Origin of the sequence: Pedobacter sp. AW31-3R (assembly GCF_052180285.1) — a bacterium.
GTDB lineage: Bacteria > Bacteroidota > Bacteroidia > Sphingobacteriales > Sphingobacteriaceae > Pedobacter.
Window position 1 is genome coordinate 1,915,936 of sequence record NZ_CP197475.1, and the last position, 14,717, is coordinate 1,930,652.

The window sequence follows — 14,717 nt, forward strand, 5'->3', positions numbered from 1 at the left end:
CATGAATAAACACAAATATATCCTTTTGCTGATGCTTTTGCTGACGGCTGGTACAGCTGTTGGACAAGGATCCGTACGTATTACTGCAGATTTTAACCAGGGCTGGAAATTTCTTTTGGGAAACCCATCCAGGGCTTATGAAACTGCATTTAATGATACCGAATGGAGGAATTTATCTTTGCCGCACGACTGGAGTATTGAAGGGGATTTTAAAGAAGAGCACCCGGCCACAAATGCGGGTGGTGCTTTACCCGGAGGAACAGGCTGGTACCGTAAAACTTTCCGTATCCCATCATCCGCTGTTCATAAAACAGTTTACATTGATTTTGGAGGAGTGTACCGAAACAGTGAGGTCTGGATCAATGGGCATTACCTGGGAAAGCGGCCCAGCGGGTATACTTCTTTCAGGTATGAGCTGACACCTTACCTGAAAACAGGTAAGGTAAATAATGTGATTGCCGTTAAAGTAGATAATTCTTTACAACCGAATTCCAGGTGGTATTCCGGATCAGGTATTTACAGAAATGTCAGGTTGATTACCACGAGTAAAATTGCTGTGGCACATTGGGGGACTTTCGTGACCACACCGGAGGTTTCTGATGGGCAGGCGAAGATACACCAGCAACTGACCATCAGGAATTATACTTTGGGTGCCAGAAATGTAAATCCCCGGAATACCAATTCATCAAAGGCGATTGCTGCCGTTCCTGTAAATATTGAATTGACTTTAATGGACAGCGAAGGTAAAAAAGTTGCGGGCATGATGTCCAGACAAACGTTAAAAGATTCGCTGACCACTCTTGAACATCAGTTCAAGCTGGACAATCCCATATTATGGTCGGTGGAAAATCCATACCAGTACACGCTGGTCACGAGGATTAGGCAGGGCAACCAATTGCTTGATGAATACAAAACTCCATTGGGTATCCGGTATTTTGATTTCGATGCCAGGAAAGGTTTCCGCCTTAATGGGAAAGCGCTGAAAATCCTGGGTGTTTGTATGCACCATGATCTGGGTGCACTGGGTGCCTCGGTGAATGTCCGGGCTATGGAAAGACAGCTGGAAATCTTAAAAGATATGGGCTGTAATGCCATTCGCATGTCGCATAATCCGCCAGCTGCGGAGCTGCTGGACCTGTGTGACCGTATGGGCTTCCTTGTGATGGACGAAGCATTTGACATGTGGAAGAAAAAGAAAAATAAATACGACTATTCGCTTGATTTCAGCAAATGGCATAAAGCAGATCTGGAAGACATGGTGAAAAGGGACAGGAACCATCCTTCGGTGATCATGTGGAGTGTTGGTAACGAGATCAGGGAACAATTTGACAGTACCGGTACAACGATTGTTCAGGAGCTGGTAGCCCTGGTGAAAAACCTGGATAAAACGAGGCCTGTTACGACTGCCCTTACAGAGACTGATTCTGCCAAGAACTTTATTGCCAAGGCAAAGGTGCTGGACGTGATGGGTTTTAATTACAAGTATGAGGAATATGATCTGTTGCCGCTGAACTTCCCGGGACAAAAGTTTATTGCCTCAGAAACGACATCAGCCCTGGAAACCCGTGGGATTTACGATACTTCAGACACGCTCAGGTTCTGGCCGTCAAGTGGAAAGCAGAAGTTTGTTCTGAATGGCCGTGCGGACTGGACGGCTTCAGCCTATGACAATACGGCTGCGTATTGGGGAACTACCCATGAAAAGGCCTGGCTGGAAGTGAAGAAACGGGATTTTCTGGCCGGACTTTTTGTATGGTCGGGTTTTGATTTTATAGGGGAGCCTGTACCTTATCCTTATCCCGCACGCAGTTCTTATTATGGCATTGTTGACCTGGCGGGTTTTCCGAAGGATGTGTATTATATGTACAAAAGTGAATGGACATCTACGCCTGTACTCCACCTGTTTCCACACTGGAACTGGAATTCCGGAGATACGGTAGATGTCTGGGCCTATTTTAACCAGGCCGATGAGGTGGAACTCTTTTTGAATGGAAAGTCATTGGGGACGAGGAAAAAGGAGAAGGATCTCCATGTCAGCTGGAAAGTAAAATATGAAGCGGGCCTATTGAAAGCCGTTTCGCGCAAAGCAGGTAAAGAGGTGTTGTCAACTGTGATCGAAACGGCGGGAAAACCATTCAAAATTGTATTGGAAGCCGATCGTACAGCGATTAGCGCAGATGGTAAAGACCTTTCTTTTATCACTGTAAAAGTAACCGATGAAAAAGGTAACATGGTACCCGATGCGGATCAGCTGATTAATTTTGAAGTGACAGGGCCAGCAGAAATTGCGGGAGTAGATAATGGTTATCAGGCCAGTCATGAGCCTTTTAAAGCGAATTACAGGAAAGCATTCAAAGGGAAATGCCTTGTCATCCTTCAGTCAAACGGAAAAGCTGGCCCAATTCAGTTGAAAGCAAAATCCGCAGGATTGTCTGGCGCAGCGATTAGTTTAAATAGTAAATAAATATTCAACTAGCCATCATTGTAATGAGAGATAAAATTTGTGTCCTCCTTCTCCTGATTCTTTTTCAAATGAACCCTATTTCTGGACAGGTTAAAGAGGGGATTAATCCTGATGCTCGTCCCTGGGTATTCTGGTATTGGATCAAGGCAGGGGTCTCCAAAGCAGGAATTACGGCTGATCTGGAAGCAATGAAGGAAGCTGGAATAGGAGGGGCTTACCTTATGCCTATACAGGGGGCTTCTAACCCACCCTTATTTAAGCCGGCTGTGGAACAGCTAAGTCCCGAATGGTGGGACATGATGCGGTTCTCCTTCGCAGAAGCCAAAAGATTAGGCCTTCAGCTTGGAATGCATGTGAGTGATGGCTTTGCCCTGGCAGGAGGACTATGGATTACTCCTGAACTTTCTATGCAGAAGGTAGTATCGGTCAGGTCTTCCCTTACCGGTGGAAAACTGGTAAAGATGAAATTGGCCCAGCCAGAAACTATAGCAGGATATTATAAGGATATTGCTGTTTACGCCTATCCTGAATTGCCGGGATCAGATCAACATACTTCCATACAGGTTCCACTAATCACTACAAGTTTAAAAGAAAAGGAGAAAGATGCGCAGGCATTAGTGATCCCCGGAAATAAAGCTGGATTCAAAACTGATCAGCCTTGCTGGATTCAGTACGAGTTTAAATCTGCATTTACCTGCAGGAATATTACGATCAGGACGGGAGGGAATAATTATCAGGCGCATCGATTGAAGATAGAGGTGAGCAATGATGGCCGCACATTCAGGTCACTGGGCCGTTTGCATCCTCCGCGCCATGGCTGGCAGGATACGGATGCTAATGTTACCCATGCGATAGTCCCTACCACAGCGAAGTATTTCAGGTTTATTTATGATCCTTCAGGTGCTGAACCCGGTGCGGAAGATCTGGATGCCGCTAAATGGAAAACAACACTTAAAGTTACGGGTATTGAACTCTCTGCTGAGCCCAGGATCGATCAGTACGAAAGTAAAAGTGGTGCCGTATGGCGTGTCAGCAGGAAGTCTACCCCGGAACAGCTGCCTGCAGCATTATGCCTGCGCAAAGACCAGCTGATCAATATTTCTGCCCACCTGAATGCCGAGGGCCTGCTGAGCTGGAAAGCGCCGAAAGGAAAATGGACGATTTTAAGAATCGGACATACTTCTACAGGGCATACCAATGCTACCGGAGGAGCCGGTGCGGGACTGGAAGCGGATAAGTTTAACCCTGCGGCTATCCAGCTTCAGCTGGATAAGTGGTATGGAGAGGCGATGAGACAGGCTGGTCCTGAACTGACAAAAGAGGTACTCCGCATATTCCATGTAGATAGCTGGGAGTGTGGAAGCCAGAACTGGTCGCCCGTATTCCGGGAAGAATTTCTTAAAAGACGGGGATATGACCTCATTCCTTATTTGCCTGTTATGGCAGGGATTCCGATAGAAAGTGCTGCACGTACGGAAGCGATACTCTATGATGTGAGAAAGACTATAGCAGAGCTGGTGGCTGACCGTTTTTATACGAGCCTGGCCGGTTTTGCGAAAGAGAAAGGACTGGTCTTTACTGCCGAAAGTGTTGCACCCACGATGCTGAGCGATGGATTGCTGCATTATAAAAAAGTGGATGTGCCCATGGGTGAGTTCTGGCTGAACAGCCCTACCCATGATAAGCCCAACGATATGCTGGATGCGATCTCAGGAGCCCATATTTATGGTAAGAACATTATTCAGGCGGAAGCTTTTACTACGGTAAGGATGGCCTGGAATGAGCATCCTGGAATGTTAAAGACCCTGCAGGACAGAAATTATGCCCTTGGGATCAATAAGCTGGTCTACCACGTATTCGCACTGAATCCCTGGACGGACCGTAAGCCGGGAATGACCCTGGACGGTGTTGGATTATATTTTCAGCGCGACCAGACCTGGTGGAAACCGGGTAAAGCCTGGGTTGACTATGCTTCCCGTACCCAGGAGATTTTACAGAAAGGTCATCCTGTAACAGATATTGCCGTTTTTATTGGCGAAGAATTACCCCGTCGTTCAGTGCTCCCGGACAGGCTGGTATGGACATTGCCCGGCATTTTTGGGAAGGAAAGGGTAGAACAGGAAAAGACAAGACGTGCGAACATTGGAGAGCCCATGAGGGAGTTTCCTGCAGGAGTGATCAACTCTGCCAATATTACCGATACACGGGATTGGGTAAATCCCCTTCAGGGATATGCTTACGATTCTTTCAATACAGATGTTTTGCTCGGTGCTGTAGTGAACAATGGGCGCGTGGTGTTTCCTTCAGGAGCCAATTACGGCATGCTCGTGTTCCCGATAGATAATCAGATGAATCCGCAGGATGACTTAATGAGCAATGAGGTGTTGCAGAAGCTGTACAGCCTCATTCAGGAGGGTGCAACGGTGGTTTTAGGAAAACGCCCAGTTGGCAGCTTTACTGTGGTTGATGAGGCTACTGAAAAGAAAATGAAGGAAACCATTGCCGCAATCTGGGAGGGTAATGCCGCGATTAAAACACTGGGGAAAGGAAAAGTAATTCAGGCTCCTTATACCTTGCCGGATTTTAGTACGCTGAATCTTCAGCCGGATGTCTTGATCAATAGTGGTAATGGGGATGTTCCAAAAACAAATGATATAGCCTGGACGCACCGGACAAATGGGGAAGAAGAGATCTACTTTATCTCAAATCAGCAGGCTGTCCGCCGCGATCTTGAGCTTTCATTCAGAGTGACTGGAAAGAGGCCAGAATTGTATGATGCCGTAAGTAATCAGACTACTGTGCTGAAAAGCTTTAGTGATCACAATGGCCGTACAACAATTCCTGTGCGACTGGAGGCGAATGCTTCGGTATTTGTTATTTTTAAGGATAAGCCTGCTGAAGTTCCGGCTGCCGGTAATACCCAAAACGCCGGGGATACTAAAAAGGTAAAGGCAGGAAAAAAACTGAACTGGCAGGTATTTAAATCTATTAAAGAGATTGAAGGAAGCTGGAAGGTAGCCTTTGATCCCTCGTTTGGCGGACCACAACAACCGGTTATTTTTAATTCTCTGACAGATTGGTCAAAGAATAGTGATCCGGCAATTGCCGGATATTCAGGTACTGCAGTATATACGAAAACAATAACCTGGGATGGAAAAATCAAGACTAATGTATGGTTGGACCTTGGCAAAATAGCGCATCTTGCTGAGGTAAAAGTGAATGGTGTAAGTTGTGGAACCTTGTGGACCGCACCATTCAGGCTGAACATCGGCAAAACACTCAAAAAAGGAAATAACCTTATTGAAATCGCCATCACCAATACCTGGGCGAACAGGCTGATTGCTGATCAGGCGCTGCCTGAAAATAAAAGGATAACACAGACTACGGCTCCGTTCCGTTTGAAAGGGAAACCTTTGGAAGAAGCAGGCCTGCTGGGGCCAGTGAAACTTATGGTGGAAGATTTATAGATCAACACCGTCACCCTGTCCGCTATCTTTTTCGGGCAGGGTAACGGTATGCTACTCCGGTTTATTTTAACAGGTTGATGATATCTTTCCTCCTGCTTTCCGGTGTAACTTTCAGTGATTCCAATTTGCCATTTTTTAGTACACCTTCTACAGTAGTCAGATAGGGGGCATGAAGTTTGAAATGGGTATCCCAGTTTACCGGCCATGAAGGGAATAACATAATTTTTCTTCCATCGGTTTGCATCAGCATTTCCTGCAGACCGATCATTCCGGAGCCACCCCAGTTATGGTCGGGTACCCAATCAAACCCTGGTCCCCAGAAAGCTGGGAAACGTCTCCCTGAGTTTTTAAGTTTCAGTAGGGCAAGTGCAGCGGCTTCATCGGTTAAGCCCAGTCGCGCTGCAAAAATGTTATCCTGTTTCCATCCGATATGGCTTCTGAATTTCAATACATCAGTATCATATTTATAGGTGTTGATTGCGGTATCCAATCCTGGTTTTCCAACGCCATAGATTCCCCATGGGAACACGGGATAGAGCTGCGGAGATTCAGTGTTATTGATTCTCTCCCAGCTTTTTGCAGGTGATATAGTCGTTTTTCCATCAAATTCACGAAAGGATATATCCGGAATTTTCTCAGCCATTGCCTGTATTTCCTTTCTTTTCAGGGAATCAAGATACCGGACCGGTAGTTCCAGCAGCCTGTTCAATACTGTTTTCAGACCTGCAACTGTAGAGCTGGCATTATAAGCCATCTTATAGGTCTCCGCCCCCGAACCGGGATAGAGGATCAGCTTCCCCTTGCTATCCAGGGATTTACTGCCACGCTGTTTTGCAAGGTACAGGTAGTGTTCATGGAAAAATGTGACCGCACTTTCTATCAGGGGGAGATACCTGCTGATATCTTTTCCTGTATACCGTTCCTGCTCCATGATCATCAAACAGAACTCAAGCACCGTATCCCATTCGTATTCCAGCCAGGCATTGTATTCCATGCCTTTATCGTATCCGATAGGTCTTTTCCATCCGTATTCTGCGGGATTAGGCAGGCCGAAGTTTTCGAGTTGTTCCGTAAAGGAAGCTCCTTTATGATTCCAGTAAACCGCTGACCTGATTTCTGCATTTTTCAGGGTGCGGTTGTAGTAATCGAACTGAGGGGCCATCATTTCGGCATCACCACTTTTAAGCATAGGCCAGTAAACCAATCGCTGGTTCTGTGCCGTATGGGTACCGCCTCCCCAGTTCCTGAAGTCCGGACTAAAGGTCAATGTGGTATCGCTGAGTACAGGGTCAGCGGTAAATAATCCCCCATTGAATTTTGTAGGGTACTTTCCGAAAGCATTACAGCCTAACATAAAACGGAACAGCTGGTAATTCCTGGCGATCTGCCATTCTTCTGCTGTTTCTTCTTTATTGATGAAGATGAAACTTCTTTGCCAATAGGCTGTCCACCATTCCGCACTGCGTTGTGCGGCATGTTTATCTTTACTGAGACGGCTGATCAGCTGAGTTAAACCTGTTTTCCAGGTTTCAAGGCCGGGGCTTTGTGAAGTATGCAGCACCATTTGCATCTGATGCCGCTTTGCCGGAAGGACACTTTTCAGGCTCCAGGCTTCAAATTCAGTATTCAGGTATTTTCCTTTAGAGGTTGACGAAGCTTTCAGGTTATTGCCCATCATCATTCCCCCGAATGTCAGGTTTTTGAGTGGATTATCCAGCTGGTCTATCTGTTCCTCCAGACCCTGCTGCTGAACGGCGTCGTCGAATACTGTTTTTTCACGGTTACGGTGATAAAACAGAACCTTGTTGTCTTCGAAAGAGATGCTGTCTTTATACGTTTTTACCTCTCCCTTAGGCGCCCATTTCCAGGAATTGGCATTGTTTTCCTTTCCTTTGGGTACATGGTCTGCATGTCTCCAGTTCTGAAAAGCAAATGTGGTGGATACCGGTTTGCTGCTGTTCACTTCTACGTGTATGACAGGGTTAAAGACATCGGTACGGACAATGATTTCGGCTGAAAGCCCGTCTTTTACTGCATTGATCCTGATCTGTCCTTTTTGCAGCTGAAGTTCCTGCCGAAAGGTACCACCATCAAAAGGATTGGGACTCATTTGAACACTTATCCTTCCCAGCTTAAGTAAGGTATTGTTCTCATCAAAAGTTCCGCTTCTGGACACATAAAATAGAAGCTCCCCTTTTTCCACCCATACATTCAGGCCAATATCGCCACCTCCGCAAGGCATAGATTCCCCTGAGTTTATACTTTGACTTTCCCAAACCGGGTTATAGCTGTCCAATTGATTTTGACAGGACAATTCCTGTTTGCCTGTGTTTCGTTTGTCTTTCTGCTGGCTGAACCCCGCAGTTGGCAGTAAAAATATAAGGAAACTGATTCCCGTAGTCAGTATTAAAAGATAATTCCTATGCATCTTACCAAGTATCGGTTCTGAAGGAAGAAGCGGGTAATCCTTCGGTATTAAATAAGTCGCCCACTACAAAATCCTTAAAAGCATAACGGACAGCGACAGGAACTTTAACCATTGGGGAGGAAACGACAACAGTTGATCCATTTATAATCGCTTTGGCCGGATAAAACTGTTTATTTTCTCCTGCAACTTCGAAAAGGGAAGTCTCTTTACCGAAAGTCGTTAGTCCGTTAGCGGCATTTAAAAATTTAATGGTTGCTGTGCTTCCATTGATTTCCAATGCACTAAAGGCTGGGCTCTCTGCACCAAAGCCTTTCCATCCATAGGTTTTTGTGAGCGCCAGCAGGGCTAACCTTTTACCTCCGGCTTCCTTGTTTGCAGGATGGATATTCTTTTCTTCCCCAATATCCATTAATACAGCCATGGCCGAGTTTGGAATGGCTGATACCGATTTTCTCTGGGCATCACGCAGGTAAGCTGAATTGTATTTCCCGCCAACAAGGTATGGTGGAAGCTGAGCATAATTATAAGGGGCAATCTGTGCAAAATAAAAGGGGAATATCTCTTTGCCCCATTCTGAACGCCACTGATTCACCATGGCCGGCAGCAATTTTTCATATAAATCCGGATTCTCATAATTGGATTCCCCCTGGTACCATATGGCTCCTTTTATACCATAACCGACAACAGGATATAACATGCCATTATATAAGGTCGTAGGAGTTTTGTTCACCACTTTGATACTGTCATTTTTGGATGGGATTTTGGTATCCGGAAAAGCCTTCAATGCTGCCGGGGACATCCATGCTTCTGCATTTGAACCTCCATAACTTACATTGACCAGTCCTATCGGAATATCCAGCATCTCATTCAGCAGTTTGCCGAAAATATACCCTGTGGCGCTGAAAGCCGATACGGCTTCCGGGCCTGCGATTTTCCAGGGAGAAGGTTTACTGTTGTCCTGGGCCGTAGTTTTGGAAGAACGTGGAACGGTATACAGACGGATATAGGGATTACCGGATTTCAAGATCAGGTCGTTTGAGCCCAGGATGGGTTGTCCTTTAAACCCTTTCAGCGGCATTTCCATATTGGACTGTCCGGTGCATAACCAGACTTCACCGATCAGGATGTTGGACAGGGTAAGTTTTTTTCCATTGCTGACGGTTATAGTATAGGCTTGTTTACTGGCTTTGGGGGTGCTTAGAGGGGTCACCCATTTGCCTTTTCTATCTGCCTGTACGGTATAGGTTTTATTATTCCAGGAGGTGGTCACCGCTATTTTCTGTCCCGGTTTATCCCATCCCCAGATCTGGGGCGATGATTGTTGCTGTAACACCATATTGTCCGTGAAAATAGACGGCAGGCTGGTTTGTGCATCGACAGCGAAAAATAATAATACAAGAAAAGCAGTAAGTGAGAACTGACGAAAGATGGTCTTCATGAAAAACGCGTTTATAATTGGTTGTTAATATTTCTTTTAAATGTAGCTGAAATTTAGGGCTTTAACAGATATCAAAAAAGAGAGCTTGAAAAGACTTCTGAAATTAAGAATTAACTTACATTCAAGGGAATTTTTGACAAGATGATATATGATCCTGGGAAAATAATATAAAGCCCGGCAGTGCCGGAAAGCCAAAGACAAGATGATATATGATATTGGAAAAATGGTATAAAAAGCCCGGATGGGTATCCTGTATATTTGGTTTTATTTATTGACCAGATATGCTATTCACCTTTTTTTACCTTTAATAGGGACACATCATATGAACAAAATCCGCAACCTGCTCTTCTTTTTAACGCTACTCCTCATTTTTAGTTCTTACAGCGCTGGTTTTGCCGCTCATCGATCTGCTGATGATCCGACTATTACGCTTATTCTTCCGGTAAAGTATACGCCGAGGATGAAATATGGTGCTGAACGCCTCGCCGAAGTATTGCGGGGTAAAAACTATAAAATCATATTGAGTGTTGCTGACAATGTCCGTGCACTGGGTACCTGGATTGCTATAGGTCAGGCAGATGACCTCCTGATCAAGCGGCTGAATACAACAACCAATAACCATAAAGAAGGATATGCCATCAGTACGCTTGCAAAGGGTAATGTTGTCATTTCCGGAAAGGATGAATCCGGTGTTTTATATGGTTGCCTCGATCTTGAAGAGCAACTGAAAAATACTGCGGAATTACCAGGCAAAATCACATGCTCGAATCAGCCGGAAATGGTACTGAGAGGTACTGCCATAGGGTTGCAGAAGCCGGATTACCTGCCAGGCAGGGAGGTGTATGAATATCCGTATACAGAAGAGACTTTTCCCTGGTTTTATGATAAGCAGATCTGGCTGAAGTACCTGGATATGATGGTGGAAAACCGTTATAATTCTCTGTATCTGTGGAATGGACACCCTTTTTCTTCCCTCGTTAAATTAAAGGATTATCCTTATGCACTGGAAGTGGATGAGGCCACCTTCAGGAAAAACGAAGAGATGTTCAGGTTCCTTACCCAGGAAGCAGATAAAAGAGGAATATGGGTTATCCAGATGTTTTACAACATCCTTATCCCGAAACCTTTTGCTGAAAAGCATCATTTAAAAACACAGGACAGAAACCGCCCTATTATTCCGCTGATCGCTGATTATACGCGTAAATCTATTGCGGCATTTGTAGAGAAATATCCGAATGTAGGTCTGCTGATCACCCTTGGTGAAGCAATGGAAGGTGCGGGACAGGATGATGTGGACTGGTTTACCAAAACCATTATTCCGGGTGTGCAGGACGGATTAAAAGCCCTGGGTACCACTATTGAACCACCAATCGTGCTTCGTGCCCATGATACAGACGCACCACGGGTGATGAAGGCGGCGCTGCCGATATACAAGAATTTATATACCAGTGCCAAATACAATGGCGAAGCCCTGACCACTTATACTCCACGCGGAAGCTGGGCAGAACTTCACCGTAAACTGAGTGCGATAGGGACTGTACATATCGAAAATGTGCATATCCTGGCTAACCTGGAACCGTTTCGTTATGGTTCTGCAGATTTTATACAGAAGTCTGTTCAGGCCATGCACAGTGTTTACCATGCCAACGGACTTCATTTATATCCGCAGGCTTCTTTCTGGGACTGGCCATACACAGCTGACCGTACCCCAAGCAGATTGCTGCAGATGGACAGGGACTGGATGTGGTATAAGACCTGGGCACGTTATGCCTGGAAAGCTGACCGGGACCGTGAAGGCGAACTCAGCTATTGGGGGAACCAGCTTGGGAATAAATACGGAATGGACGAAAACAATGGAAAGGAAATCTTAAAAGCCTATGAAGAATCGGGAGAGATTTCACCAAAGTTATTGAGAAGATACGGGATTACGGATGGTAACAGGCAAACCCTCACCCTGGGAATGCTGATGACACAGCTGATCAATCCTTTCAGGTATGGTCTGTTTACTATGTTGTATGAATCTGAAGCGCCGGAAGGAGAAATGATTATTGAATATGCAGAGAAAGACTGGAAAAAACAGAAACATATAGGCGAAACACCTGTACAGGTAGCAGATGAAGTCGTTGTTCATGGGGAAAAAGCTGTTCAGGCAATAGATAAAGCAGCCCCTTTTGTGACCAGAGATAAAGAGGAATTCGCCAGACTGCAGAATGATATGTATTGTTATAAAGAAATGGCTTCATTTTATGCGGAGAAAGTAAGGGCTGCTTTGTGGATCTTAAGATATAAATATTCCGGCTCCCTGGATGACCTGGACAAAGCTGTACCTTTCCTGGAAAGCAGTATCACGCATTACAGTAAATTGGTAGACTTAACAAAAGACAGTTATCTGTATGCCAATAGTATGCAGACCAAACAACGTAAAATCCCTATGCGTGGGGTCGATAAAACGTTTATTGAATGGAAAGAAATGCTGCCTGTCTATAAAAAAGAGATGGCGAACTTCAAAAGAAGTATAGATTCCCTTAGGGCCAATGTGCATGTGCTGAAGGAGAAAGTAAAGCCATTTAAAAATGCTGATGTAAAAATTCTCACCAAAATAGCAGGAGAGTACCACATTGCCAAAGGAGCAAGTGTATTTGCCGATACCGCATCACTGATCAGTGCATTTGCCGAAGAGCTCAACGGATTAAAAGGACTGAAATTATCAAAATCAGACCAGGTGAGAAATGGCACTACACTGGAATTCAGGACCAAAAAACCTGTAAAGGTTCTTGTTGGGTATTTCAATCAAAAAGGAGCACCATACCTGCCTGCACCCGAACTGGAAACAGATGCCTCAGCCAATAATTATGGTCAGGCGGAAGCCAAATTGTCTAATGCACTGATTGTTGCAGGTTATCCGATTGCAAATGTCCATAGTTATTCATTCGGTGAAGGGATACATACGCTTACCCTGGCTAAGGGAGCCTGCATGATTCTGGGCTTTATTGATGAAACTGAACCCATCCGTATTTATAATGCGGGTATTGACGGGAAGAGTAAAGATATCGACTGGTTATTTGAGTAAAACAACTGAATAATGCCCTCAGGAGAGGCTAAAGGTATCGGGATGTCCTGAGGTATAGATATCAAAATTTATAGATATCCTGGTGACAGGAATGAAAGTATAATTGAATAAAAAATTATGACATGTTTACATAGAGGGGGAAGACCTAAGCATAAGCTTATAGCTGCACTAATGGGTACAGTGTTCTGCAGTATGCTATTTTCTCCCGGAGCATCGGCTCAGAAAAAGACACCACAGGTGTTGAATGCCAGCATCATGAAAAATGATATTGATTATTTCAACTCCCTGGATAAAGAGGATGTCAGGAATTTTGTAAGTAATGCAGCTACCTATGAGTGGCTTTCAGATCAGATTCCTCTTTTTGAATGCCCGGATTCAGCTATTCAGAAAATCTATTATTACCGCTGGTGGACACTCCGTAAACATTTGAAACAAACCCCGGAGGGCTATATTTTCACCGAATTTATCACGCCAATGAAACATGGCGGTAAATATAATGCCATCAGCAGTGCGCTGGGCCTCCAGGTGAATGAAGCCCGCTGGCTGCACAATCAGGAATTTGTACAGAAGTATGTGACCTTTTGGCTGGATGAAGATAAAGCCACAACCAAGCCACATTTCCATAATTTCAGCAGCTGGGTAGATGATGCGGTGTATAACCTTTACCTGGTGAATGGCGATAAGGAATTCCTCCGTCAGCATATTTCAGCTTTAAGTCTGGATTACCAGTTATGGGAAAAAGAGCGGCAATTGCCAAACCAGATGTTCTGGCAGTTTGATGTGAAGGATGCCATGGAAGAATCGATCAGTGGTTCACGTAAAGAGAAAAATATCCGGCCGACCATTAACAGTTATATGTATGGCAATGCGGCTGCACTGAGTAAGATCGCTGCGGTTGTGGGTGCCGATAGTATTCAAAAAACATATGAGGATAAGGCCGCAATACTGAAAAAGTTGGTGATGGAACAGCTTTGGGATGAACAAGCCTCATTTTTTAAAGTCAGGAAAGAGAAAGGTGGCTTTGCTGATGCCCGCGAAGCGATTGGTCTGATCCCATGGTATTTTAACCTTCCACCTGATAAAAATACTTATGCCGTAGCATGGGATCAGCTGATTGACACGGCAGGTTTTACGGCACCATGGGGACTGACTACCGCGGAAAGGAGACATCCGCTGTTCCGTACCCATGGATCCGGCCATGGCTGTGAATGGGATGGCGCTGTATGGCCCTATGCCACTACCCAGAGTTTGAAAGCATTGTCTAATCTGCTGAATAATTATAAGTCGCACGGAAAAATGAACCCTACCGTTTTCTATAACGAATTTCATAAATATGCACTTTCCCATATCATGGATGGCAAAACTTATATTGGGGAGTATCAGGATGAAAAGAATGGGGAATGGCTGAAAGGGGACCACCCGAGGAGCCGTTTTTATAACCACTCCAGCTTTACAGATCTGGTGATCAATGACCTGGTGGGATTGAAACCTGCAGAGGACAATACCTTAGAAATTCGTCCGCTTATTCCGGCTGGTCAATGGGAATGGTTCTGCCTGGATAATGTATGGTACCATGGGCATGCGGTTACGGTATTATGGGACAAAACAGGAAAGAAATATGGTAAGGGCAAAGGACTTCGTGTGTACGTTGATGGTATCGAGAAGGGGAGTTCCAAAAAACTTAAACCACTGAAAACGAAATTGATTTAATACTGGTAATTCAAAATAAACACTGGTGAAACTATCATAAGCCTACCGCTTACAAACAGCAATGAAAAACCTGGCTTGCGAGTTCCTGAATGCAAATGAAGAACAATAAGAGCTCATGAAAAATGCTGATGGTAGCTTCC

At 44.9% G+C, this 14,717-nt stretch carries 6 protein-coding genes; 4 read left to right on the top strand and 2 right to left on the bottom strand.

Annotated features, from left to right (window positions below):
- The first annotated feature begins 1 nt into the window (after position 1).
- Both ACSBL2_RS07825 and ACSBL2_RS07830 read left to right on the top strand, forming a co-directional pair.
- Entirely contained in the window at positions 2 to 2,464 is a 2,463-nt protein-coding gene (locus ACSBL2_RS07825; protein ID WP_442591124.1) for a glycoside hydrolase family 2 TIM barrel-domain containing protein, read from the top strand.
- A gap of 68 nt (positions 2,465 to 2,532) precedes the next feature.
- On the top strand, positions 2,533 to 5,931 hold the full coding sequence (locus ACSBL2_RS07830) for a glycosyl hydrolase (RefSeq protein WP_442591125.1): 3,399 nt from the start codon (positions 2,533 to 2,535) through the stop codon (positions 5,929 to 5,931).
- Positions 5,932 to 5,992: 61 nt separating this feature from the next.
- Here the strand turns inward: ACSBL2_RS07830 and ACSBL2_RS07835 are convergent, their stop codons facing one another.
- Together ACSBL2_RS07835 and ACSBL2_RS07840 are read right to left on the bottom strand one after the other, a co-directional pair.
- Positions 5,993 to 8,359: a DUF5703 domain-containing protein gene (locus ACSBL2_RS07835; RefSeq protein WP_442591126.1), complete on the bottom strand. Its 2,367-nt coding sequence runs from the start codon at positions 8,357 to 8,359 to the stop codon at positions 5,993 to 5,995.
- A gap of 1 nt (position 8,360) precedes the next feature.
- The gene (locus tag ACSBL2_RS07840) at positions 8,361 to 9,797 is read right to left on the bottom strand and encodes a sialate O-acetylesterase (RefSeq protein WP_442591127.1); all 1,437 of its coding nucleotides are present in this window, start codon (positions 9,795 to 9,797) and stop codon (positions 8,361 to 8,363) included.
- A gap of 322 nt (positions 9,798 to 10,119) precedes the next feature.
- Here ACSBL2_RS07840 and ACSBL2_RS07845 point away from each other — a divergent pair, with 322 nt between their 5' ends.
- Positions 10,120 to 12,867 carry an alpha-d-galacturonidase gene (locus ACSBL2_RS07845; RefSeq protein WP_442591128.1) on the top strand — a complete coding sequence of 916 codons (2,748 nt, stop codon included), beginning with the start codon at positions 10,120 to 10,122 and terminating at the stop codon, positions 12,865 to 12,867.
- 171 nt (positions 12,868 to 13,038) lie between these two features.
- Positions 13,039 to 14,577: an MGH1-like glycoside hydrolase domain-containing protein gene (locus tag ACSBL2_RS07850; RefSeq protein WP_442591129.1), complete on the top strand. Its 1,539-nt coding sequence runs from the start codon at positions 13,039 to 13,041 to the stop codon at positions 14,575 to 14,577.
- Positions 14,578 to 14,717: the final 140 nt, after the last annotated feature.